The 20,743-nt window shown below is 46.3% G+C and carries 32 protein-coding genes and 2 pseudogenes; 1 reads left to right on the forward strand and 33 read right to left on the reverse strand.

Annotation, left to right across the window (positions count from 1 at the left end; genetic code table 11):
* Nucleotides 1-112: 112 nt before the first annotated feature.
* Nucleotides 113-604 (reverse strand): hypothetical protein, encoded by a 492-nt coding sequence (locus tag M5J74_RS00915; protein ID WP_250014996.1) that lies wholly within the window; start codon nt 602-604, stop codon nt 113-115.
* Between the two features lie 5 nt (nt 605-609).
* On the reverse strand, nt 610-1,584 hold the full coding sequence (locus tag M5J74_RS00920) for a hypothetical protein (protein WP_250014998.1): 975 nt from the start codon (nt 1,582-1,584) through the stop codon (nt 610-612).
* 453 nt (nt 1,585-2,037) lie between these two features.
* Here M5J74_RS00920 and M5J74_RS00925 point away from each other — a divergent pair, with 453 nt between their 5' ends.
* Entirely contained in the window at nt 2,038-2,436 is a 399-nt protein-coding gene (locus tag M5J74_RS00925) for a transposase (RefSeq protein WP_199755463.1), read from the forward strand.
* Nucleotides 2,437-2,700: 264 nt separating this feature from the next.
* On the opposite strand, the gene prfA is transcribed toward M5J74_RS00925, so the two are convergent.
* The 31 genes and pseudogenes from prfA to rplC all read right to left on the reverse strand — a co-directional run bounded on the left by prfA (nt 2,701) and on the right by rplC (nt 20,530).
* On the reverse strand, nt 2,701-3,801 hold the full coding sequence (prfA, locus tag M5J74_RS00930; RefSeq protein WP_015152273.1) for a peptide chain release factor 1: 1,101 nt from the start codon (nt 3,799-3,801) through the stop codon (nt 2,701-2,703).
* Between the two features lie 109 nt (nt 3,802-3,910).
* On the reverse strand, nt 3,911-4,162 hold the full coding sequence (rpmE, locus tag M5J74_RS00935) for a 50S ribosomal protein L31 (protein ID WP_015152274.1): 252 nt from the start codon (nt 4,160-4,162) through the stop codon (nt 3,911-3,913).
* 103 nt (nt 4,163-4,265) lie between these two features.
* Nucleotides 4,266-4,688 (reverse strand): 30S ribosomal protein S9, encoded by a 423-nt coding sequence (rpsI, locus tag M5J74_RS00940; RefSeq protein ID WP_015152275.1) that lies wholly within the window; start codon nt 4,686-4,688, stop codon nt 4,266-4,268.
* Nucleotides 4,688-5,139: pseudogene (gene rplM / locus M5J74_RS00945) on the reverse strand (50S ribosomal protein L13). The gene rpsI and the pseudogene rplM overlap by 1 nt, the downstream one beginning before the upstream one ends.
* Nucleotides 5,140-5,211: 72 nt before the next feature.
* A pseudogene (gene truA, locus M5J74_RS33200) lies at nt 5,212-6,128 on the reverse strand (tRNA pseudouridine(38-40) synthase TruA).
* 20 nt (nt 6,129-6,148) lie between these two features.
* Nucleotides 6,149-6,499 carry a 50S ribosomal protein L17 gene (rplQ, locus tag M5J74_RS00960; protein ID WP_015152278.1) on the reverse strand — a complete coding sequence of 117 codons (351 nt, stop codon included), beginning with the start codon at nt 6,497-6,499 and terminating at the stop codon, nt 6,149-6,151.
* 66 nt (nt 6,500-6,565) lie between these two features.
* Nucleotides 6,566-7,513 carry a DNA-directed RNA polymerase subunit alpha gene (locus tag M5J74_RS00965; RefSeq protein ID WP_039714880.1) on the reverse strand — a complete coding sequence of 316 codons (948 nt, stop codon included), beginning with the start codon at nt 7,511-7,513 and terminating at the stop codon, nt 6,566-6,568.
* A gap of 212 nt (nt 7,514-7,725) precedes the next feature.
* Complete coding sequence (rpsK, locus tag M5J74_RS00970; protein ID WP_015152280.1) at nt 7,726-8,118, reverse strand: 30S ribosomal protein S11; 393 nt, start codon at nt 8,116-8,118, stop codon at nt 7,726-7,728.
* Nucleotides 8,119-8,184: 66 nt separating this feature from the next.
* Nucleotides 8,185-8,565 (reverse strand): 30S ribosomal protein S13, encoded by a 381-nt coding sequence (gene rpsM, locus M5J74_RS00975; RefSeq protein WP_015152281.1) that lies wholly within the window; start codon nt 8,563-8,565, stop codon nt 8,185-8,187.
* A 100-nt stretch (nt 8,566-8,665) separates the two neighbouring features.
* The gene (gene rpmJ / locus M5J74_RS00980) at nt 8,666-8,779 is read right to left on the reverse strand and encodes a 50S ribosomal protein L36 (protein WP_015152282.1); all 114 of its coding nucleotides are present in this window, start codon (nt 8,777-8,779) and stop codon (nt 8,666-8,668) included.
* A 110-nt stretch (nt 8,780-8,889) separates the two neighbouring features.
* On the reverse strand, nt 8,890-9,114 hold the full coding sequence (gene infA / locus M5J74_RS00985) for a translation initiation factor IF-1 (protein WP_006196724.1): 225 nt from the start codon (nt 9,112-9,114) through the stop codon (nt 8,890-8,892).
* Nucleotides 9,115-9,359: 245 nt separating this feature from the next.
* Nucleotides 9,360-9,926 carry an adenylate kinase gene (locus tag M5J74_RS00990; RefSeq protein WP_015152283.1) on the reverse strand — a complete coding sequence of 189 codons (567 nt, stop codon included), beginning with the start codon at nt 9,924-9,926 and terminating at the stop codon, nt 9,360-9,362.
* Nucleotides 9,926-11,233 carry a preprotein translocase subunit SecY gene (gene secY / locus M5J74_RS00995; RefSeq protein ID WP_015152284.1) on the reverse strand — a complete coding sequence of 436 codons (1,308 nt, stop codon included), beginning with the start codon at nt 11,231-11,233 and terminating at the stop codon, nt 9,926-9,928. The genes M5J74_RS00990 and secY overlap by 1 nt, the downstream gene beginning before the upstream one ends.
* 62 nt (nt 11,234-11,295) lie before the next feature.
* Nucleotides 11,296-11,742, reverse strand: a complete 447-nt coding sequence (gene rplO, locus M5J74_RS01000; protein ID WP_015152285.1) for a 50S ribosomal protein L15 — start codon at nt 11,740-11,742, stop codon at nt 11,296-11,298.
* 68 nt (nt 11,743-11,810) lie between these two features.
* Nucleotides 11,811-12,338 (reverse strand): 30S ribosomal protein S5, encoded by a 528-nt coding sequence (gene rpsE / locus M5J74_RS01005; protein WP_015152286.1) that lies wholly within the window; start codon nt 12,336-12,338, stop codon nt 11,811-11,813.
* An 87-nt stretch (nt 12,339-12,425) separates the two neighbouring features.
* Entirely contained in the window at nt 12,426-12,785 is a 360-nt protein-coding gene (gene rplR / locus M5J74_RS01010; protein ID WP_015152287.1) for a 50S ribosomal protein L18, read from the reverse strand.
* A gap of 2 nt (nt 12,786-12,787) precedes the next feature.
* Entirely contained in the window at nt 12,788-13,327 is a 540-nt protein-coding gene (gene rplF, locus M5J74_RS01015; RefSeq protein ID WP_015152288.1) for a 50S ribosomal protein L6, read from the reverse strand.
* An 84-nt stretch (nt 13,328-13,411) separates the two neighbouring features.
* Nucleotides 13,412-13,816 carry a 30S ribosomal protein S8 gene (gene rpsH, locus M5J74_RS01020; RefSeq protein WP_015152289.1) on the reverse strand — a complete coding sequence of 135 codons (405 nt, stop codon included), beginning with the start codon at nt 13,814-13,816 and terminating at the stop codon, nt 13,412-13,414.
* An 18-nt stretch (nt 13,817-13,834) separates the two neighbouring features.
* Nucleotides 13,835-14,383, reverse strand: a complete 549-nt coding sequence (gene rplE, locus M5J74_RS01025) for a 50S ribosomal protein L5 (RefSeq protein WP_015152290.1) — start codon at nt 14,381-14,383, stop codon at nt 13,835-13,837.
* A gap of 105 nt (nt 14,384-14,488) precedes the next feature.
* The gene (gene rplX, locus M5J74_RS01030; protein WP_015152291.1) at nt 14,489-14,851 is read right to left on the reverse strand and encodes a 50S ribosomal protein L24; all 363 of its coding nucleotides are present in this window, start codon (nt 14,849-14,851) and stop codon (nt 14,489-14,491) included.
* Nucleotides 14,851-15,219, reverse strand: coding sequence for a 50S ribosomal protein L14 (rplN, locus tag M5J74_RS01035; RefSeq protein ID WP_015152292.1), 369 nt, complete (start codon nt 15,217-15,219; stop codon nt 14,851-14,853). Before rplN ends, rplX begins: the two co-directional genes overlap by 1 nt.
* Nucleotides 15,216-15,503 carry a 30S ribosomal protein S17 gene (rpsQ, locus tag M5J74_RS01040; protein WP_015152293.1) on the reverse strand — a complete coding sequence of 96 codons (288 nt, stop codon included), beginning with the start codon at nt 15,501-15,503 and terminating at the stop codon, nt 15,216-15,218. Before rpsQ ends, rplN begins: the two co-directional genes overlap by 4 nt.
* Nucleotides 15,504-15,509: 6 nt before the next feature.
* Nucleotides 15,510-15,743 carry a 50S ribosomal protein L29 gene (gene rpmC / locus M5J74_RS01045; RefSeq protein WP_015152294.1) on the reverse strand — a complete coding sequence of 78 codons (234 nt, stop codon included), beginning with the start codon at nt 15,741-15,743 and terminating at the stop codon, nt 15,510-15,512.
* A gap of 3 nt (nt 15,744-15,746) precedes the next feature.
* Complete coding sequence (gene rplP, locus M5J74_RS01050) at nt 15,747-16,166, reverse strand: 50S ribosomal protein L16 (RefSeq protein ID WP_250015004.1); 420 nt, start codon at nt 16,164-16,166, stop codon at nt 15,747-15,749.
* 62 nt (nt 16,167-16,228) lie between these two features.
* On the reverse strand, nt 16,229-16,975 hold the full coding sequence (gene rpsC, locus M5J74_RS01055) for a 30S ribosomal protein S3 (RefSeq protein ID WP_015152296.1): 747 nt from the start codon (nt 16,973-16,975) through the stop codon (nt 16,229-16,231).
* A gap of 105 nt (nt 16,976-17,080) precedes the next feature.
* On the reverse strand, nt 17,081-17,437 hold the full coding sequence (gene rplV / locus M5J74_RS01060; RefSeq protein ID WP_015152297.1) for a 50S ribosomal protein L22: 357 nt from the start codon (nt 17,435-17,437) through the stop codon (nt 17,081-17,083).
* 80 nt (nt 17,438-17,517) lie between these two features.
* Nucleotides 17,518-17,796: a 30S ribosomal protein S19 gene (gene rpsS, locus M5J74_RS01065; protein ID WP_015152298.1), complete on the reverse strand. Its 279-nt coding sequence runs from the start codon at nt 17,794-17,796 to the stop codon at nt 17,518-17,520.
* 122 nt (nt 17,797-17,918) lie between these two features.
* On the reverse strand, nt 17,919-18,782 hold the full coding sequence (gene rplB / locus M5J74_RS01070) for a 50S ribosomal protein L2 (RefSeq protein ID WP_015152299.1): 864 nt from the start codon (nt 18,780-18,782) through the stop codon (nt 17,919-17,921).
* Between the two features lie 78 nt (nt 18,783-18,860).
* Entirely contained in the window at nt 18,861-19,175 is a 315-nt protein-coding gene (locus M5J74_RS01075; RefSeq protein WP_015152300.1) for a 50S ribosomal protein L23, read from the reverse strand.
* Nucleotides 19,168-19,800, reverse strand: coding sequence for a 50S ribosomal protein L4 (gene rplD / locus M5J74_RS01080; protein WP_015152301.1), 633 nt, complete (start codon nt 19,798-19,800; stop codon nt 19,168-19,170). Before rplD ends, M5J74_RS01075 begins: the two co-directional genes overlap by 8 nt.
* A gap of 91 nt (nt 19,801-19,891) precedes the next feature.
* Nucleotides 19,892-20,530 (reverse strand): 50S ribosomal protein L3, encoded by a 639-nt coding sequence (gene rplC / locus M5J74_RS01085; protein ID WP_015152302.1) that lies wholly within the window; start codon nt 20,528-20,530, stop codon nt 19,892-19,894.
* Nucleotides 20,531-20,743 lie beyond the last annotated feature (213 nt).

The following is a 20,743-nucleotide window of genomic DNA, read 5'->3' on the forward strand; positions in this document are numbered from 1 at the left end:
CGGGCGCATAAATGATGTAGGGGCGCACAGCTGTGCGCCCCTACAAGATCTGTATTATTTCAAAATATCCATCGTGCGTCCATACAAAATCTGTATTATTTCAATATGTATATCAAAATGTCCATTTGTGATTTGGATCGTCTAGCGCCGCTTTTACTGAAGCTAAATTAGCAAGTTCTTTAAATGGGCTAGATTTAGCTATTTCTGTAATTGAATGTAAGGCTACTTCTAGTTCCTCGTTATTACCTGTTATAATTGCGCGATCGACTACATTGAACAAAGCCCGAAAATTTTCTGCTCGTTCGTCAAACGAGTGATTGAGATATCCTATCAATATTTCTCGCTGAGCGTTAATTTTCGCGATAGTAGTTTTTTCCCACGCCTCAATTTCACGCCGCTTTGTCTGCTCTTGTTCGGTAATTTCTTTGTAGTTTATATACGCTGAAACCGCTGTCCCTATAAACGTCGTTCTCTCCCACGCCTCAATTTCACGCCGCCTAATTTCTTGTTGTTCTGTAACTTGCTGATAATCTGAAACAATGCTAGATAAACATTGTGCTGCTTCAAGCGCAGTTAATACTGCGCCAATATATTGCAAAGGCATTTTTACTAAACTCCTAGATAACGGTACTTAGCGTGGACAGTCACGGCATCCTGATTCAATAGTCCTTTTTTGTCTAAAATAGGTGTTTTTATAATTTCTGTAAGTGCTTTTATTAAAAGCCCTAGCTGCTGAAATTTACAAGCATCCCTATCTTTGTTAAATGATGGCATTGATTCAAGTTCATTAAGACCAAGAACAGCTCGATCGTTAAGCAATTTAACTAAATGCCTTAATTCAAAAATTTGCCGTTTTACTTGTTGCACGAAATCTCTAGCTGCTTCAATTTTGGCAATTTCAGTATTAACTTTGGCTTCATACTCTCGTGCTTTTGTTAAAGCTTCCTCACCCTTACCAGCAAGCTGAAAACCGATAATAGATAAAGCAGAACCGAGCGTAATTCCTCCTAGAACAAGATTTCCAGCCGCCATACTACCGCTACCTAACCATGTCATTGTTGCGTCCCATGCAGCAACACCACTCAATTGAGAAATACCTACTTCAGTAGCCCACAAACCAAAAAATCTTGTAACCGTAACAGTTCCAACAGATCTTGCGATTGTAATTGTCCCAGAACTTACTGCTGCACCTGTAGCTGCTGCTGATAAACCGCCTTTAACCCACTCTTCAGCCTCTATAGCCATAACTTGATACTGTTTGAGCTGCTGAATTGAAATTTCTAGTCCTTCTAAAATCTGCCGATCGCTTTGCGAAGCTTGCTGACCAATTCGCCGCTCGATAAAATCAACAAAACGTCCAACTGTGCGCATTTTGATATCAATCTGAAGTTGACTGTACTCCTCTGCTATCTGGTTAGCAGTTTCCCAGTCTGCTTGCAATTGACTAACTTTACTTTTGTAGCGTTTTTGAGCGCGTTCACCAATTTTTTTTGCTAGATCCATATCAGCCATACCTGCGACACACGCAAGCCCACCAAAAGCTGTAGTACCTAAAGCAATAGCACCAAGAATAATTGGAATCACAAAGACTCCTATTTTTATTTATATACAACCAGGCGCACAACTGTGCGCTCCTACAAATATGTTCTGCGTACTGCTAAGAATCACTAAATATCTTCTTAATTTACATGCTAATAATTTATAAAATTTGAGCTTTGAATGAAGGTAATTAAAAGCTTATATAAAGTCGAGCGATCGAGATTATGTTTAATAAATTACTGCGGGCATATTGTAGGGGCGCACAGATGTGCGCCCCTACAAGCCATGTATTACATCCAATGAAAAAAGCTAACAATGACCTCGTATAATTCCAAAATTCATCGCCGTCAGTCTATTCGTTTACGTGGTTATGATTATTCTCAAGCAGGTGCTTACTTTATCACCATTTGTACCTACCAAAAAGAATGTATATTTGGCGAAGTTGTGGATTGTCAAATGCACTTGAATAAAGTTGGATGTATAGTAGCTGAAGAATAGTTGCGATCGCCCACAATTCGACCAGGAATTGAATTAGATGAATGGGTTATCATGCCTAATCACATACACGCGATCGTTGTATTCACCTCTTCTGTAGGAATATCAGATCTAGGAGGGGCGCACAGCTGTACGCCCCTACCCGATGACACATCTCTACAAAAGATGCTATGTCGGAAACCGCGTTCTCTATCGTCATTGATTGCTGGGTTTAAGTCAGCTACTACTAAACGGATCAACGAAATACGTCAGACTCAAACAATACCTGTCTGGCAGCGAAATTATTATGAACAAATTATTCGAGATGAAGCATCTCTAAATAAAATTCAGCAATACATTATAAATAATCCTTCTAATTGGCTCTACGACTCAGAAAATCTAGGTAATCCTGCTTCACAGTAATATAGCTATTTTCTATTGTATGAAATATCAGATCTGTAGGGGCGCACAGCTGTACGTCCCTACAAATATATGGTAATCAAAAGAAAATTGATAAAGATTGCGATCGCACTTCCTCCCTCCGCAAATTCCAAAGCGCGATCGCATTTTTCCATCACGAGAATTTTCTGTGCCATAGTTTCACATACCAAAAAATTAATCCCCCCTAAACTTAGGAAGGATTATGCAATCATATTTTACCCTACCAAACCAAGCGCGATCGCCTTCTTAAGCACCCGCACTCGATGCAGCTAACTCTGCTAACTGTTCCTGCTGATCCTGGGCGATACAATCTTGAATAATTGTTTCTATGTCACCTTCTAGGACTGGGTTCAGAGAATAATTCTGTCCCAAACGATGATCTGTGACCCGATTATCTTTGTAGTTGTAGGTGCGAATCTTCTCCGATCGCGAACCCGTTCCAACTTGCGATCGCCGCATGGAAGTAACAGCTTCTTGTTGTTCCCGCAGCTTCATTTCGTACAATTTAGCTCGCAAGATTTGCATTGCCCGTTCTTTGTTTTGTAACTGGCTGCGTTCTTCCGTACAGAAAATCCGAATTCCCGTTGGTTTGTGGAATAAGTCTACCGCTGTCTCCACCTTGTTAACATTTTGACCGCCAGCACCGCCAGAACGAGCTGTTTTCATTTCAATCTCAGTCGGATCGATGTGAATTTCAACGTCATCCACTTCTGGCATCACCGCGACAGTAGCAGTAGATGTGTGAACTCGTCCCCCTGCTTCCGTGACTGGTACGCGCTGAACGCGGTGAACCCCTGCTTCAAACTTGAGTTTGCTGTAGACAGAATCGCCCTGAATTTCTAGCACTGCTTCTTTAAATCCGCCCATTTCTGCCAGAGATTCGCTCACTAGCTTGACGCGCCAGTTTTGAGTTTCGGCATAGCGGGAATACATTCTAATTAAATCTCCAGCCCAGATACTTGCTTCATCGCCACCAGTACCTGCCCGAATTTCTAACATAATATTCTTGTCATCGTTCGGGTCGCGGGGTAGCAGCAAAACCTTCAAGCGCGTTTCTAGCTGTTCCAACTGCGCTTCTAATTCCTGCACCTCCAAAGCTGCCATTTCCTGCAACTCTGGATCGCTAGCTGCTTCTTTTAAAACTTGACGCGCTCCTTTAAGCTCTTCCTGAGCGGTTTTCCAAGTTTCATAAGTATTGACGACTTCTTCAAAAGAAGAACGAGCCTTCGCGACCCGATGCATCTCTACCGGATCGGTAGCAATATCTGGGTCGGCAAGGCGACGAGTCAATTCATTGTAGGTTTGCTCGACTGATTTGAGCTTATTTAGCAGGTAAGGTTCCGCCATAATTGCGATCGCTCAGCAAATAGTAGATTGGGTCATATACGAAAATTTTAGACTTCAGATTTTTCTAACTTAAATCCAAAATCTAAAATCCAAAATTGAACTGACCGCGCTACTTCTTCTTGGGCTTTCCTTCTGTATTGCCTGCTTGGGAGGAATCCATCATGCCGTATTTTCTCAAGAAGCGTTCTACGCGCCCTTCAGTATCGATAATCTTTTGAGTTCCAGTATAGAACGGGTGATTGCCAGACCAGACATCAACGTGGAGTTCTGGCTTGGTCGAACCAACAGTCATTACTAGTTCCCCGTTGCAGTAAACCTTAGCTTCGGGATACCACTGCGGATGAATATCTGGTTTTGCCATCTTTTTTTCCTATTTTTCTAATCTTATTGTAGCTTTTGGCTGGTAATAGCTAGTAAGTAATAGGCAACTACCAATTACCCATTACCAATTACCCATTACCAATTTATCGCTTCGAGAATTGAGGAGCTTTCCGTGCTTTATGTAAGCCGTATTTCTTCCGTTCTTTAGCTCTGGGATCGCGAGTTAAATAACCCTCTTTCTTCAGATGCAAGCGATTTTCTGGCTCCAATTGACAAAGGGCGCGAGCAACTCCTAAACGAATTGAATCGGCTTGTCCGGTTAAGCCGCCGCCGTGAGCGTTTACGAGAATGTCGTATTCGTTCTCTAGACCTAGCGTCTCTAGAGGTGCTTTAGCGGCTGCAAGGTAGCTGGCATTGAATTGAAAATATAAGTCGCCAGCTTTACCATTGACGACGAGTTGACCGTTACCTGGAACTAGACGAACTCTAGCTACAGACGCTTTGCGTCGTCCTGTACCCCAGTACATGACTCGCCCGTTAGTGGCAGGGGTTTGTGTTGCTTGCATTACTTGTCTCCTGGGATGGTTTGAATTTTAATTGCTTCTGGTTTCTGTGCTTGATGGGGATGTTCTGCACCAGCGTAGACTTTGAGCTTAGTAAAGAGTTGTCTGCCCAAGCTATTTTTTGGCAGCATACCTTTAACAGCTTGTTCTACAATGCGCTCTGGTATCCGTGCTTGAAGTTGAGCAAAGGTTTCGGTTTTCATTCCGCCAGGTCTTCCAGAATGACGGCGGTAAACTTTTTGACTGCGTTTTTTCCCTGTAACTTTGATCTTCTCAGCGTTAACAACGATGACAAAATCACCAGTATCCATATGTGGAGTAAATTCTGGCTTATTTTTGCCTCGCAAAATATTAGCAATTTCAGTGGCGAGCCTGCCTAAACGCTGGTCAGCGGCATCGACCAGATACCACTGCTGATTAATCGTATCTTGAGGGGGATGTAGGTTTTGGTCATGGTGGTTTTACTATCCTGAAATAATCTACTGGAATATTTACCCTAAAATAATTTACTTGAAATAATTTGGGTTCATGTTTGTGCGGCAGCCTGAGAAAGTAGAGCAGATGCTATACAGGATGGAGTAGAAATCGGCTCTGTCTGTTCTGTTGGGGCAGCGGTTACATCTGGTAAGAAAAACTGGGGTTGCGTATCATACCAAACTTCAGCAGGAAAAGGAAATTCAGTATAGCCAACTCGCAGCAGGCACAAGCCAGCAGCAGGGGCGGCGTACTTGACTTCGGCGCGGCGTTGCTGCTGCCAAATCTCGGTAAAATTGGCTAGCGATCGCTGTCCGCTACCCACTTGAACCAGCAATCCCAGTAATAACCGCACCATGCCGTACAAAAAGCCATTTGCCTGCAATTCAATTTGCACGAACGAACCTTGACGATGGCATTCCGCTGCTTGTACTTCTACCCAAGAATGAGCGCGACTAGAACCCGCCCGATGAAAAGCTGCTAAATGGTGGTTGCCGAGTAGAGGTTTTAATGCTGCTTGAATTAATGATTCATCTAGAGGTACGTGATAATAGTGCCAGCTAAAAGCTTTGGCAAACAAATTCGGTCGGGGTCGGTGTAGAGAGTGTAGCGATAGCGCCGCCACTTAGCAGAAAAGCGGGCGTGCCAATCCAAGCTCACCTCAGCCGAAGCGCGAATTAAGATATCTTCTGGCAGACGACTGTTGAGAATTGCTGCCCAGCGATGAGCTGGAATCGGACAATCAACTACATCAAAGTGAGCGACTTGGGCAGCAGCATGAACCCCAGCATCCGTTCTGCCTGCTCCATGAATGACAATTGGATAACCCAAGACCTTGGCGATCGCAGTTTCTATTTCTTCCTGAACCGTACGCTGCTGCGGCTGTCGCTGCCATCCATGAAAACGAGTACCCAGGTATTGAATTACCAGGGCGACTCTACTTGTCAATTCAGGTTGCCGAACAGCCATTTCCAAAGCGCCACAGTATTTTAAACGAGTTCGATAATTGCCATTTCTGCGTTGTCGCCCCGACGGCGTATCGTTTGTAAAACGCGAGTGTAACCACCAGCGCGGCTACCATAGCGATCGGGGACTTGCTCGAAGAGAGCGTGTACGAGTTGCTTATCGTAGATATATCCCATAGCTTGACGACGAGCTGCTAAAGAGCCGTCTTTAGCTAGGGTAATCATTTTTTCTGCTTCAGACTGTACGACCTTTGCTCTTACTTTAGTCGTGGTAATTCGTCCGTGTCTGAGTAGTTCGGTGGTCAGCGCTCTTAGTAGGGCGCGGCGTTGGTCTGCTGGTTTACTAAGTTTTTTAATGCTATTGCGGTGACGCATGATCGTAAAAGGATGTAGGGTCGGGGGTGAAGGATGGATTGCTACATCCTTCTTTCAAAGAGTATTTCAGGTAGGTTTAGAAGATTTTTCGTGCGGCAAGGTAATGCCTAGACGCTTCTGCAAGGCTTCGATCACTTCCTCTGCGGACTTCTGACCGAAGTTCTTAATTTCTAGTAGATCTTCTTGGGTGTAGTCTAGTAAGTCAGCTACCGAATTCACCTGCGCTCGTTTGAGACAGTTGTAAGCCCTAACGGAAAGTTGCAATTCTTCAATTGGAATCTGACTAGTCGGGTCTTCGTCGGCGGGAATTTCGTCTTTCATCGCCGCCAGCGAGATGTCTTTTAAGGGTGTGAACAGGTCAACGAGAATATTTGCGGCAGAAGAAAGGGCTTCTTGCGGTGTTAGGCTACCATTTGTCCAAATTTCCATAATCAACCGATCTTTTTGCAGCGAGCCGTCTACCCGCGCATCTTCAACGCTGTAGTTGACCTTACGAACTGGCATAAAGATCGAGTCAATTTGCAGGTAATCGATGGACGTAGCTTCGTCGCGCCCTCGTTCGACCGTGCGATAGCCCTTTCCCCGTTCGACCCGAAATTCCATTTCTAATTTCGCCCCGTCTGCTAGGGTAGCTACGTACTGATTGGGGTCGATAATTTCTACTTCTGCTGGTAGATCGAAATGAGCCGCAGTAACTGTAGTAGCCCCGTGGACGAGCAATCGACCGGTTACGGCTTGCGAGGAGTGGCTTCTGAGGACGATTTCTTTCATCTGCATCAGAATTTCCATTACGTCCTCGCGCACGCCAGGAATTGTAGCAAATTCATGGCTTACTCCTGCAATTCGGACGGCTGTGACTGCTGTACCTTCTAGATTAGAGAGTAAAATTCGCCTTAAGGCGTTACCTACTGTCGTTCCTTGACCGCGATCGAGAGGTTCCAAGACGAACTTACTATATTGACTCCGATTCTCCTGCGTAATAGACTCAACACATTCGATTTGAAATTGCGCCACGGAGTAACCTCCCCTATTGTTAGCTCCTATAAATTGGCATAGCAACCGCTTGCCTGAATTACATGCCTGAATTTTTTTACCTGAATTTCTGACTTGATTTATCCGTTCCGCCGTTTCAGTTTCTAGCTGACTTTTGGGACAAGATAACGCGATCGCCCACTGGACGAACGCGCAGGTTGCAGAAATTTCCACATCTTTTTGGACATTTGAGTTTACACTCGGCGGCGTTTGGGCGGACGACAGCCATTATGTGGAATAGGCGTGATGTCGCGAATTAGAGTAATTTCTAATCCCGCCCCTTGCAGCGCTCTAATTGCTGTTTCTCTGCCTGCTCCAGGTCCGCTGACCATGACTTCGATCTGACGCATACCTTGGTCAACTGCGCGTCGTGCAGCACTTTCAGCGGCAGTCTGCGCGGCAAAAGGAGTGCCTTTCTTCGCTCCCTTAAAGCCGCTAGAACCAGCCGATGCCCACGAAATCGCATCGCCATTTTGATCTGTAATGGTGACTATGCTGTTGTTGAATGTGGATTGGATGTATGCCATGCCATTTGGTACGTTGCGTTTTTGCTTTTTCGTACCGCTTTTCTTAGTTGGTCGCGCCATAGGGTTACGATCGGTTTAATTTTGCTCTACTCAATTCAAAAATGCTCTATATTGCTAGGAAGTTATTTATTTCCCTGGAGCCTTTTTCTTCCCTGCTACCGTTTGTCGTCTGCCTCGACGGGTACGAGCATTGGTACGAGTGCGTTGTCCTCTAACGGGTAAGCCCATCCGATGACGACGACCCCGATACGTACCAATATCGATCAGGCGCTTGATGTTCATCGTCTCCAAACGCCTTAAATCTCCTTCAACTTGATAGTTTGCTTCTATCTCGTTTCTCAGAGCTGCTACATCGGCATCGCCGAGATCTTTGACGCGGGTATCTGGGTTGACACCTGTAGTCGCCAAAATTTCTTTCGATCTCGTTAAGCCGATCCCATAAATATAGGTCAGACCGATCTCAATCCGCTTATCTCGCGGAAGGTCTACACCAGATATCCGTGCCACGCTGTTTCTCCCTAGTCTTGCTTTGCTGCAACAATATTCACTCTTTCATGGTGTTAACTGAGACACCATATGGCGACGATCGCCGCCAATCATTTTATAGTTAGCCTTGACGTTGCTTGTGTTTCGGGTTAGAACAAATAACCATTACCCTACCTTTACGGCGGATAACGTTACACTTTTCACAAATTCTTTTTACAGAAGCTCTAACTTTCATGACTTTTACATTACAAACTCTATATTATAATACTACGATTGGATTTTCCGCAAGAATTTAGCACTCCTACTGAGTTTTCGGACTTGGATGTTGCTAAAAATTAACTTCAATTATTTTTTGCGCAGTCTATAGGTAATTCTACCTTTAGACAAATCGTATGGCGTGAGTTCGACTTTCACGCGATCGCCAGGTAGAATCTTGATATAGTTACGGCGAATTTTGCCGGAGATGTGGGCGAGTACGTTAAAGCCGTTGTCCAGATCGACGCGAAACATAGCGTTAGGCAGCGATTCTGTCACCGTGCCTTCCATTTCAATTAAATCTTGTTTAGACAACTTGTTGATTCCTCAACTCTACTGATTTTTCTGTGGAATTAGCTCTAGCACTTTTGGACATATTTTTCCACCGTTAATATATCTTATCGAAAATCGGGAGTCGGGAGTCGGGAAGAAGAGAACTGAAGAAGCAGAGGGGCTTCAGGCGCAGAAGGCGCTGCACCGCTCGCTTCAACACAAGAGCGCACCGCGCACCAACTTCTTACCAACTACCAATTACCCACATCCCACAACATCCCCAATAGTTAGCTATGAACTGCTGTTTGCAGGTGAGCCATCACTTCTTCCATCGAGCGATCGCCATCTACTGAAACGAGTTGTTGGCGATTGCGGTAGAAATCAATTAAGGGCGAAGTTTCTTGGTGATAGACTTCCAAGCGACGGCGAATCACTTCTTCAGTGTCGTCAGCTCGTCCTTCTTTTTCTGCCCGTTTCAGCAACCGATCTACAACGATCGCTTCTGGTACTTCTAGATTCACCACTCGCGTAGAACCTTGGTTAAGCTTTTGCAGCAGTTCGTCTAAAAATACTGCTTGGCTGAGCTTGCGAGGAAACCCATCTAGAATCCATCCCGCTTGCGCGTCTGATTGCTGAAGGCGTTCGGCAACGAGATCGTTTACTAGCTGGTCGGGGACGAGTTCGCCTCGGTCGGCATAGCCTTGAGCTTGAATTCCTAAAGGCGTGCGATCGCGCATAGCTTGGCGCAAAATATCACCAGTCGAGATATGAGGGATCTGCCAGGAATTGGCAAGGTGTTTTGCTTGCGTGCCTTTACCTGCTCCTGGCGGTCCCAAAAAAATCAATCGCGGCACTACTTCACCATTCCTTCATAACGCTGGGAGATCACATAGGTTTGAATCTGTTTTGCCGTGTCAATTGCCACACCAACCAGAATCAACAGCGAAGTCGCTCCTAATCCTTGGAAAGTCGGAACTCTAGTAGCACTTTCTACTGCTGTAGGAATAATCGCCACTGCGCCAAGAAAAACAGCTCCCAAAAATGTCAATCGATTTAATACCCGCTCGACGTATTCGCTGGTTGCTTTACCTGGTCTAATTCCTGGAATACTAGAACCCATCTTCTTCAAGTTCTGTGCCAAGTCAACCGGATTCACGATCAACGTGGAGTAGAAATAACTGAAGAAAACAATCATTACGAAGTACACTAGGGCGTAGAGCCAAGGCGTAGAACCGCCAGGACTGATTGCATTGGAGATGTTAATCACGTATTCGTTTTGGGTAAACCTAGCGAGTGAAGCTGGCAGAATTAGGACGGCAGAAGCAAAAATAATTGGCATTACACCGCCTTGATTCAACCGCAAAGGTAGATAGCTACTCCGCTCTAGATAAAGCTTGCGTCCTACTTGACGACGAGCTGAAATAATCGGAATGCGGCGCGTGCCTTCTTGGACGAAGACAATTCCGACAATCATGACTAAAAATACCAGCAACAGAACGATGACTCGTCCGATGGTTTCCCTGCCTCCAGTTTGTGCCAGAGTAATAGTATCGCCCAAAGATTTAGGTAGAGAGGCAACAATGTTGACAAAAATCAACAGTGATGCACCGTTACCGACACCGCGCTCCGTAATCAGTTCCGATGCCCACATGACAAACATCGAACCAGCTGTGAGTGCGATCGCGGTTTCAATCACAAATACTGGTCCTGGGTTAAGGGCAAACGGTCTGATCCAAATTGCTGCAATAAACGTACTTTGTAGAATTGCCCAACCTAAAGCGACGTAGCGGGTGACTTGAGAAATTTGTCGTCTACCTGCCTCACCCTCATTTTTCTGTAAATTCTCTAAAGCTGGAATCGCAGCCGTCAGTAATTGAATTATGATTGAGGCATTAATGTAAGGCAATATTCCTAAGGCGAAAACTCCCAAAGTTGAAAGTCCGCCGCCGGAAAAGATGTCTAAAAAACCGATGACAGCACTATTATTTTGTACGCTTTGAGCGAACTGTTCGCGATTGATTCCTGGTACGGGTAAAAATACACCCAAGCGAGCCAAAATTAACATGCCAATAGTCACGAGCAACCGTCCTCTCAGTCCGGCTGCCTGTGCCATTTGCATGAAAGTTTCTTGAGCTGTTGGGGCTTTATCTCGACTAATCATAAACGGCTACCTTTCTACTGCCATAGGCATTTGCGTTAAATAACTTCAGTGAAAAACTTTGGCTACTTAACGACTTCACAACTCCCGCCAGCTGCTTCTATCTTGCTTTTAGCTGATGCTGTAAAAGCTGCCGCTTGTACCTTGAGAGCAACGTTTAATTCCCCATCTCCCAAAATTTTAAGCGAACCTTTAGCAGCTTTAATTATTCCCGCCTCTTTTAACGAGGACAAGTTTACTTCCGTATCAGCAGGAAGTGAAGACAGCTTGCTTACATTAATCGTAATGTATTCTTTACGATTAATAATTGGAAAGCCTTTCAACTTAGGTAGACGGCGATACAAGGGCTGCTGTCCGCCTTCAAATCCTGGTCTAGTGCCACCACCAGAACGGGCTTTTTGTCCGCGCATCCCTTTGCCGGCACTCGCGCCCTGTCCGGCAGAAACTCCTCGACCGAGACGACGAGCGCGTTTTTTTGAGCCTTTTTGGGGTCTAACGTCAGTTAGTCTCATAACTTTTTTGTTAGTTTGTCATTGGTCATTGGTTATTAGTCATTGGTCATTTGTTTGACGCATGACGATTAGACGATATAGAGCTTTTCTACTGGAATGCCGCGTTCTTCTGCGACTTCAGCAAAAGTGCGGAGTGTAGCAAGGGCATTAACGGCAGCTCTAGCATTATTCAGGGGGTTGTTGGAACCTAGCTGTTTGGCTAGAATATTCCGCACTCCTGCTAATTCCAGTACGGTTCTGACTGCACCCCCCGCAATTACACCCGTTCCAGGTGCGGCTGGACGCATTAAGACTTTTGCGCCGCCACCAGTGCCATTAGTTGGATGGGGAATCGAGTTAGATTTGGTCAATGGGACATCAATGAGATGTTTTTTGCCATCTGCTACGCCTTTTTTCACAGCGCCGATCACATCTCCAGCTTTACCTACTCCGATCCCAACTTGACCGCGCTCGTTACCGACAGCGACAATGGCACGGAAGCTGAGTTTTTTTCCTCCCTTGACGACCTTACTCACCCGCCGGATTTGAATCACCCGCTCTTGAAAAGTTGTTTCTTTTTCTTTAGTGCGATTAGCTTTGCGACGACCTGTTGCCATATTGAGTGCCTCTAAAAATGTTAATTGCTAATTGTTAATCGTTCATTGTTAATTGCCATCAACTATTAACTATTAACTATTAACAAATTAAAAATCTAATCCTGCTTCCCGTGCTGCGTCAGCTAGTGCTTTGACTCGACCGTGGTAGAGGTTTCCGCCTCGGTCAAAGACAACTTGTGATATACCTTTAGCTTTAGCGCGTTGGGCAATTAATTTACCGACTTCCACTGATGCTTCGCACGTTCCTTTAGATTCGAGGGATTTTAAATCTGGGTCTAAAGTAGAAGCAGCTACCAAAGTATGATGTTGGGAATCGTCTATGACTTGAGCGTAGATATGCTGGTGAGAGCGAAACACTGCTAGGCGCGGGCGTTCCGTACTGCCTACGACAACTTTTCTGATCCGACGATGCCGTTTTTCCCTGGATTCTTGACGACTGAGCTTCATAATTACTTCTTACCTGCCTTACCAGCTTTACGTCTGACGGCTTCTCCGGCGTAGCGAACGCCTTTACCTTTGTAGGGTTCGGGCGGGCGCTTGTCGCGAATTTGAGCGGCGACGTTGCCAACTAATTCTTTGTCAAAGCCGCTGACAATGACATTCGTGTTGTTTTCTACTGCAAGTTGGATGCCTTCGGGTGGCTCGATTTGTACGGGATGGCTGTAGCCAAGACTGAGGACTAAGTTGCGTCCTTGAACTTGCGCTCGGTAGCCGACTCCCTGAATTTCTAACCGCTTTTGGAATCCTTGCGAAACTCCATCCACCATATTTGCCACTAGGGTGCGGGATAAACCGTGGAGTTGGCGCGAGAGGCGGGAATCATCTTGCCGTTTGACTAAAATTGTGTCTCCTTCCTGTTCCACCGTAACGGCACTGGGAAGGACGCGAGCGAGTTCCCCTTTAGGACCTTTGACGGCAACGTGGGAGCCGTTAATGGTGACGGTAACCTTGCTGGGGATGGTAATGGGACGTTTGCCGATTCGAGACATGATGAACTCCTTGTTTGTCATTAGTCATTGGTCGTTGGTCATTGGTGAATAGAAATGACAAATAACAAATGACAAGTGACGAATTTACCAGATATAGCAGAGAACTTCGCCACCTAGACCTTGACGGCGGGCTTCGCGATCGGTCATGATGCCGTGCGAGGTGGAGATGATAGCAATGCCAATACCACCTAATACTCGCGGTAATTCTTTTCGGTTGGAGTAAACTCGCAGTCCTGGTCTGCTGACTCTTTTGAGCGCCGTGACGATCGGCTGGCGATTTTTACCCTTGTACTTGAGGGTAACTACCAGATTGCGTTTTACCCCTTCTTGCGCTTCTTCTTCAAACTGGGCGATAAAACCTTCTTCTTGTAAGACTCTGGCAAGGTTGCGAGTCATTTTGGTAGAAGGGATTTTTGTTGTCTGATGCCGCGCCATATTAGCATTGCGGATGCGCGTCAGCATATCAGCAATTGTGTCGTTAGCCGCCATCGTTTCCTCTTGTAGAATTTATTGATCTCGGAAGGGCATACCAAATGCTTTGAGTAAGGCACGACCTTCCTCGTCAGTATTGGCAGTGGTAATGATGGAAATATCCATACCGCGAATTTGGTCGATACTGTCGTATTCGACTTCGGGGAAAATTAGCTGTTCTCTTACGCCAAGGGTGTAGTTACCGCGTCCGTCGAAGCTTTTGGGGCTGATGCCGCGAAAGTCACGAATCCGAGGTAAGGCAAGATTGACAAAGCGATCGAGGAAAGCGTACATGCGATCGCCCCGTAGAGTTACCATAATGCCTACTGGCATCCCCTGACGAATTTTAAAGCCCGCGATCGCTTTTTTTGCTCGCGTGACTACGGGTTTTTGACCTGCGATCGTTGCTAGCTCAGTCAAAGACGATTCCATTGCTTTAGCGTTTTGTGCTGCTTCACCTAAACCTCGGTTTATGGTGATTTTCACTAGCTTGGGGACTTGATGGACGTTTTTGTATTGAAATTGCTCCACCAATTGCGGCACAATTTTCTCTTGGTATATGCTTTTGAGTTTTGACGATGCCATAGTCTTTCCTTGTTTACCCTGGTCTTGGTCAGGGAATTATATTTGTCATTCGTCACTTGTCAATCACTCATCACTAATGACTAGTGACTAATGACCCATGACTAATTATTTGTCGATGATTTCACCAGTTTTTTTCAACATTCGCACTTTTTTGCCTTCTTGGTTGAAGGTATAGCAAATTCGGCTAGCGACGTTTTGCTTGGTGGAATAGTGCATGACGTTGGAACTGTGGATGGGAAATTCTAAGGTAACGATCCGACCCGATTCCCCTTCTTCTTTGGGCTTGACGTGCTTAGTTTTGACATTTACGCCTTTGATAATCACTTGGCTTTTTTCTGGAAGCGATCGCACAATTTCGCCGACTTTACCTTTATCTGCTCCAGAAATTACCTGTACCGTATCGCCAGTTTTGACGTGCATTTTGTGGCGAACTGGTTTATTTTCTTTGGCTCCTTTTCTCTTTGCCATTACAGCACCTCCGGCGCTAAAGAAACGATTTTGGTATAGTTTTTATCCCGCAGCTCTCTAGCTACAGGTCCAAATACCCGCGTTCCTCTGGGGTTGCCATCTTGGTTGATAATCACGGCAGCATTGTCATCAAAACGAATGCTCATGCCGCTATCACGTCGCAAACCTTTGCGGGTACGAACGATCACCGCTCGCACGACATCGGATTTTTTGACTCCCATATTGGGAATGGCATCTTTAACGACGGCGATAATTACGTCGCCGACGTTCCCGTAACGACGATTACCAGCGCCAAGGACGCGGATACACATTAATTTTCGCGCCCCACTATTGTCCGCGACGTTGAGATAGGTTTGGGGTTGAATCACTGTTGTTCTCCCGTTGTGGTAGTTACAGCAGCGATCGCGGTGGTGGGACTATCGAGAATCTCTATCACTTCCCAGCGTTTCGTACGGCTGAGAGGTCTAGTTTCGCGAATGCGGACGCGATCGCCCTCTTTACATTTATTCTCTTCGTCATGAGCTTTGTAGCGCCGAGTACGCACGACAATTTTGGCGTACTTGGGGTGAGGAGAGCGGTTTTCTACCGCAACTACCACAGTCTTTTGCATTTTGTCGCTCACGACTAAGCCAATTCTTTCTTTGACTGCCATCGTTACTTACTCTTCTGTTGCGGGTTCAGCTTCATTCGTGTTTGCCAGTTGGCGCTCGCGTTCCACCGTCAGCAATTGCCCTAACCGATGTTTGGCGTGCTTGATTTGGTGCGGCTTTTCTAACTGGCGAGTTGCTTTTTGCAAGCGCAGGCTAAACAATTGCTTTTTAATCGCAATAATTTCTGTTGCTAACTGTTCGTCAGTTAATTCTCTAGCTTCTGAAATCTTAGGTAGGGGCATGACTTATACTTGCTCCTCCTCGCGCATAATAAACTTTGTTTGAATTGGTAGTTTGTGAGAAGCCAACCGCATTGCTTCGCGAGCAGTTGCTTCTGGTACGCCAGCGATTTCAAACAAAATTCGTCCTGGCTTAACTACAGCTACCCAAAACTCAGGCGAACCTTTACCCGAACCCATACGGGTTTCAGCCGCACGCATGGTAACGGGTTTATCGGGGAAAATCCGAATCCAAATCTTCCCACCACGACGGATATAGCGAGTCATGGCGCGACGGCTTGCCTCAATTTGCCGAGAGGTAATCCAAGCTGGTTCTTGAGCTTGTAGGGCAAATTCACCAAAGTTGATGTTGCTACCTCTGGTGGCAAGTCCTTTCATTCGTCCGCGTTGTTGTTTGCGGAATTTTGTTCTTCTAGGGCTTAGCATGGTTTGTCATTCGTCATTTGTCATTTGTCATTTGTCATTTGTCATTTGATGACGAATGACAGTTAACCTTCGTTAGAACGGTCTTCAAACTGCTGCCGTCGGCGCTGCTGTTGACGGCGGCGGGGTTGATTGGTTCCAGGGGTAGGCTGTGGTTCTTGTCCAGGGATAATTTCTCCCTTAAACGCCCAAACCTTGATTCCTAAAATGCCGTAAATGGTTTTTGCGGTACAGTAGGCGTAGTCTATATCTGCCCGTAAGGTGTGTAATGGCACTCTACCTTCGCGCGTCCATTCTGTACGGGCAATCTCTGCGCCGTTAAGCCGACCGCCAACTTGAACTCTAATCCCTTGAATGCCTGCTCTTTGAGCGCGTTGAATCGCTTGGCGTACTACGCGGCGGAAGGAGACGCGACGCTCTAACTGTTGCGCAATGTACTCGGCAATTAGAAAGGCATCGGCATCAACTTGGGCGACTTCGACAACGTTAATCCGAATTTGGCGTTGGCTGCCCAGAAGTTCTTGAAGTCCGTTACGCAAGGCTTCAATGCCAGCTCCACCACGACCGACGACTACACCAGGGCGAGCAGTGCGTAACTCTAGCTCGATTTGATCTGCTTTACGCTCGATCCTAACTTCAGCAATTCCGGCATTATTGGCAGCATAACGACCTAGCTTCTGCTCGATGTATTGCCGTAGTTTATAGTCTTCTTGGAGAATTTCAGGATATCGCTGTGGCTCGGCAAACCAACGAGAGTGGTGTTCTTTGGTAACGCCGAGGCGAAAACCGACTGGATGAATTTTTTGTCCCATAGTTGAGGGGTAAGGGGTAAGGGGTAAGGGGTAAGGGATAAGAGGCGAGAGGCAAGAGGTTTTTCCCCTCAGCTCCCTCAGCTTCCTCAGCTTCCCCAGCTCTCTTTATTGAGCTGCTACGGCGATCGTGATGTGACAGGTCGGCTTGCGAATCTGATACGCTCGCCCTTGCGCTCTCGGACGGAAGCGCTTCAGCACTGGTCCTTGGTCGGCATAGGCTTGGGTAATTTTTAGCTCGGATGGTTCTAATCCAGCGTTGTGTTCGGCATTAGCAACGGCAGAACGCAGCACTTTCAATACTGGTTCACAGGCACGGTAAGGCATGAACTCTAGAATAATTAATGCTTCCCGATACGATCGCCCCCGAATTTGATCGAGGACGCGCCGCACTTTAAAAGGAGACATGCGAATGTAACGGGCGATCGCTTTGATTTCTTGTGTATTAGTTGTGTTTGTAGCCATAACTTTCTCCGTTTTTGTCATTCGTCATTTGTTATTTGTCATTAGCTAGAAACAAATGACTAATGACTAATGACAAATGACTACCTACCTGCTTTTTTGTCACTCTTGGCGTGACCGCGAAAGGTGCGGGTGGGAGCAAATTCACCTAATTTATGTCCTACCATTTGTTCGGAAACATAGATGGGAACGTGCTGTCTGCCGTTGTGAACTGCGATCGTGTGACCGACCATCTGTGGCAGAATTGTCGATGCTCGCGACCAAGTTTTGATGACCTGTTTTTCGCCTCGTGAATTCAGCTTTTCAATTTTGCTGAGTAGGCTATCGGCAATGAAAGGACCTTTTTTTAAAGAACGACCCATAGTTTTATGTGGTTGGTAATTGGTAGTTGGTAGTTGGTAATTGGCGATTTAGGCAAGAGGCGAGAGGCAAATTTTGACTTTTGACTTCCCATTACCTATTACCCATTACCCATTACCCAAATTTAGCTTTCGCGACCGCCACGTCCACGCTTGGAGGATTTACGACGGCGACGGACGATTAAAGCAGAACTTGGTTTTTTCCGCTTACGAGTCTTCATACCTAATGCTGGCTTACCCCAAGGGGTAACTGGACCCGATCTACCAATGGGCGCTCTACCTTCACCACCACCGTGTGGGTGATCGACGGGGTTCATAACGCTACCCCGAACGTGGGGCTTTTTACCTTTCCAACGGGTGCGACCAGCTTTTCCTGCGCTGAGGTTTCTCGCGTCGGTATTACCAACTTGTCCAATTGTGGCGTAGCATTCACGACGAATCATGCGGACTTCGCCGGAAGGGAGCTTGAGGGTGACGTAATTACCTTCTTTGGCTACCACTTGGGCGCTAGCACCAGCAGCACGGACAATTTGTCCGCCGCGTCCTGGTGTTAGTTCGACGTTGTGGACTGTCGTACCAAGGGGGATGTTAGCTAAAGGTAATGCATTACCGTCTTCAATAGGCGCATCCACTCCGGCTGTCACGACTGTTCCTACTTTCAAGCCGTTTGGCTGAAGAATGTAACGCTTTTCTCCATCTTGGTAATAAAGTAAGGCAATCCTAGCGTTCCGATTGGGATCGTATTCGATCGCTGCGACTTTGGCTGGAATGTTGCGCTTGTCGCGTTTGAAATCGATGATTCGGTAGAGTTGCTTATGTCCGCCACCGCGAAAACGAGAAGTGATGACACCGCGATTGTTCCGTCCTTTAGGATTGTGAACGTACTTTACCAGCGACTTTTCTGGTTCGCTTTTGGTAATTTCAGCAAAATCGGAAACGATCCGTTGGCGCGTGCTAGGGGTGTATGGTCTATAGGAACGAGTACCCATAATTTTTTTCCTTAGTCATTTTTCCTTAGTCATTTGTCATTTGTGGCGATAACGAATCACGAATAACGGATGACCGGCTTAAACATCTGGGAAGAGAACTTGTCTGATCTTGTCTTCATCCCCAGGTGCTACGGTAACGATCGCTCGCTTGTACTGGGGCTTGAATCCCACAAACCTACCTACCCGCTTTTTTCTTCGAGGTTTGAGCAGGGTGTTGACTTGTACGACTTTAACTTCAAATAAGTCTTCGATCGCGGCTTTAATTTGCGGTTTGCTAGCTTGAGGAGTCACGTCAAATGTATATTTGTTCTGCTCCATCAACCGCGTGGCTTTTTCAGTCAAAATTGGGCGGCGGACGATATCTGGTAACTGGCGGGGGTCGATCTTAAGCACTGTAGACCTCCTGAATCATATTAAGGGCGGATGATGTAGCGACAATTGTGTCAGCGTTGAGGATGTCATAAACGTTTAATTCATCGGCTGAAATTAAAGTCAGTTTGGCGATATTACGGGCTGACAAGTAAACGTTTTCTGTTTCTTCAGCGACAATTAATAAAACTTTCGTGCCTGGGTCTATTCCCCAACGCGCGATCGCGGCTGTCATTTCTTTTGTTTTTGGTTGCGAGATCTGCTCGGCAAAGTCTTCTACGACGACCATATCATCAGCTCTACTCGCAAAAGCCGTGCGCAATGCCAGCAATTCCTCTTTGCGGTTCATTTTCAAGTTGTACGTTCTCGGCTTGGGTCCGAAGGTGACACCACCACCACGCCAGAGGGGCGATCGGATCGAACCAGCACGAGCGCGTCCCGTGCCTTTTTGTCTCCAAGGTTTGCGACCGCCGCCTCGGACTTCCGCACGGGTTTTGGTGTTGGCAGTTCCTTGACGGGCATTTGTTAATTGTTTAATTAAGGCGCGGTGAACGACATGAGAAGCGCTTGTTTCTTTTGCCACTCTTAATTCAAGCGTCGCCTGTCCGACTGCTTCACCTTGCCAATTTTTGACTACGCACTCAACCATTTTGGGCTTTACCTGATTAGATTTCTCTGGAATTTAGATTGGTAATTGGTATTTGGTATTTGGTAGTTGCAAGCCTATTACCTATGACCTATTACCCCTTCCCAACTTTCTTAGTAGGTACAATACTGAGCAAAGCACCTGGTTTACCTGGAACTGCTCCTTTGATCAGCAATAGATTGCGTTCTGCATCTACCCGCACGACAGTCAGTTTGCGAATCGTGACTTGCGAACCACCTAAACGCCCTGCCATCCGCTTACCTGGGTAGACGCGACCAGGAGTCGTACCAGCTCCGATAGATCCAGGGAGGCGGTGATTTTTAGAACCGTGAGACATCGGACCGCGACCGAAATTATGCCGCTTCTGATAACCAGCAAAGCCGCGACCAATGCTATTTCCACTGACATCAACAATTTGTCCTGAATTAAATATATCTGCTGTGATTTGCTGCCCTAGCGTGTATTCGCTTAAATTATCGAGGCGATACTCGTGCAGATGACGTAAAGCAGGAGCAGAAGATTTTGCTAAATGACCCAATTCTGGCTTGCTCAGTGCTTTGGGTTTTACTTCTTTAAATCCGACTTGAATGGCGGTGTAGCCGTCAGTTTGTTTAGTTTTTATCTGGGTGACAACACATGGACCCGCTTGAACGACAGTAACGGGAATAGCCTTTCCTGTCTCGTCAAATACCTGGGTCATGCCCAGTTTAGTGCCAAGAATACCAATGGACACGGGAATTGTTTCTCCTATTTAACTCAGTTGCATCGGAACCGGATTGCAAAGGTGGGATTCGGTTCTTACTATCTCTGCTGCCAGTATCTGTCCAGCCCGTTCGCCTTCAAAAGGTTTTCAGGTTGGAGTAGCGAGCAATCGGCTTAATTGGTTTAAACCCACTTCATCGCTGTAACTCGCAAAACACTCTACTGCGAAGCAGTTGCCAATGGC

Origin of the sequence: Chroococcidiopsis sp. CCNUC1 (genome assembly GCF_023546805.1) — a bacterium.
Classification (GTDB): Bacteria; Cyanobacteriota; Cyanobacteriia; order Cyanobacteriales; family Chroococcidiopsidaceae; genus Chroococcidiopsis; species Chroococcidiopsis thermalis.

Excerpts from the sequence above, each read along its gene's own strand:
- rpmE (WP_015152274.1), bottom strand. The coding sequence starts at position 4,162 with ATGGCAAAACCAGATATTCATCCGCAGTGGTATCCCGAAGCTAAGGTT.
- rpsC (WP_015152296.1), bottom strand. The coding sequence starts at position 16,975 with ATGGGACAAAAAATTCATCCAGTCGGTTTTCGCCTCGGCGTTACCAAA.
- rplV (WP_015152297.1), bottom strand. The coding sequence starts at position 17,437 with ATGGCTACAAACACAACTAATACACAAGAAATCAAAGCGATCGCCCGT.
- rpsS (WP_015152298.1), bottom strand. The coding sequence starts at position 17,796 with ATGGGTCGTTCTTTAAAAAAAGGTCCTTTCATTGCCGATAGCCTACTC.
- rplO (WP_015152285.1), bottom strand. The coding sequence starts at position 11,742 with ATGAGACTAACTGACGTTAGACCCCAAAAAGGCTCAAAAAAACGCGCT.
- M5J74_RS00915 (WP_250014996.1), bottom strand. The coding sequence starts at position 604 with ATGCCTTTGCAATATATTGGCGCAGTATTAACTGCGCTTGAAGCAGCA.
- prfA (WP_015152273.1), bottom strand. The coding sequence starts at position 3,801 with ATGGCGGAACCTTACCTGCTAAATAAGCTCAAATCAGTCGAGCAAACC.
- rpsH (WP_015152289.1), bottom strand. The coding sequence starts at position 13,816 with ATGGCGGCTAACGACACAATTGCTGATATGCTGACGCGCATCCGCAAT.
- rpsI (WP_015152275.1), bottom strand. The coding sequence starts at position 4,688 with ATGCAAGCAACACAAACCCCTGCCACTAACGGGCGAGTCATGTACTGG.
- rpmJ (WP_015152282.1), bottom strand. The coding sequence starts at position 8,779 with ATGAAAGTTAGAGCTTCTGTAAAAAGAATTTGTGAAAAGTGTAACGTT.
- rpsQ (WP_015152293.1), bottom strand. The coding sequence starts at position 15,503 with ATGGCAGTCAAAGAAAGAATTGGCTTAGTCGTGAGCGACAAAATGCAA.
- rpsK (WP_015152280.1), bottom strand. The coding sequence starts at position 8,118 with ATGGCGCGACCAACTAAGAAAAGCGGTACGAAAAAGCAAAAACGCAAC.
- rplF (WP_015152288.1), bottom strand. The coding sequence starts at position 13,327 with ATGTCTCGAATCGGCAAACGTCCCATTACCATCCCCAGCAAGGTTACC.
- rplP (WP_250015004.1), bottom strand. The coding sequence starts at position 16,166 with ATGCTAAGCCCTAGAAGAACAAAATTCCGCAAACAACAACGCGGACGA.
- rplX (WP_015152291.1), bottom strand. The coding sequence starts at position 14,851 with ATGGCAAAGAGAAAAGGAGCCAAAGAAAATAAACCAGTTCGCCACAAA.
- rplB (WP_015152299.1), bottom strand. The coding sequence starts at position 18,782 with ATGGGTACTCGTTCCTATAGACCATACACCCCTAGCACGCGCCAACGG.
- rplQ (WP_015152278.1), bottom strand. The coding sequence starts at position 6,499 with ATGCGTCACCGCAATAGCATTAAAAAACTTAGTAAACCAGCAGACCAA.
- secY (WP_015152284.1), bottom strand. The coding sequence starts at position 11,233 with ATGATTAGTCGAGATAAAGCCCCAACAGCTCAAGAAACTTTCATGCAA.
- rpsE (WP_015152286.1), bottom strand. The coding sequence starts at position 12,338 with ATGGCAACAGGTCGTCGCAAAGCTAATCGCACTAAAGAAAAAGAAACA.
- rplR (WP_015152287.1), bottom strand. The coding sequence starts at position 12,785 with ATGAAGCTCAGTCGTCAAGAATCCAGGGAAAAACGGCATCGTCGGATC.
- rplE (WP_015152290.1), bottom strand. The coding sequence starts at position 14,383 with ATGGCATCGTCAAAACTCAAAAGCATATACCAAGAGAAAATTGTGCCG.
- rpmC (WP_015152294.1), bottom strand. The coding sequence starts at position 15,743 with ATGCCCCTACCTAAGATTTCAGAAGCTAGAGAATTAACTGACGAACAG.
- rplD (WP_015152301.1), bottom strand. The coding sequence starts at position 19,800 with ATGGTTGAGTGCGTAGTCAAAAATTGGCAAGGTGAAGCAGTCGGACAG.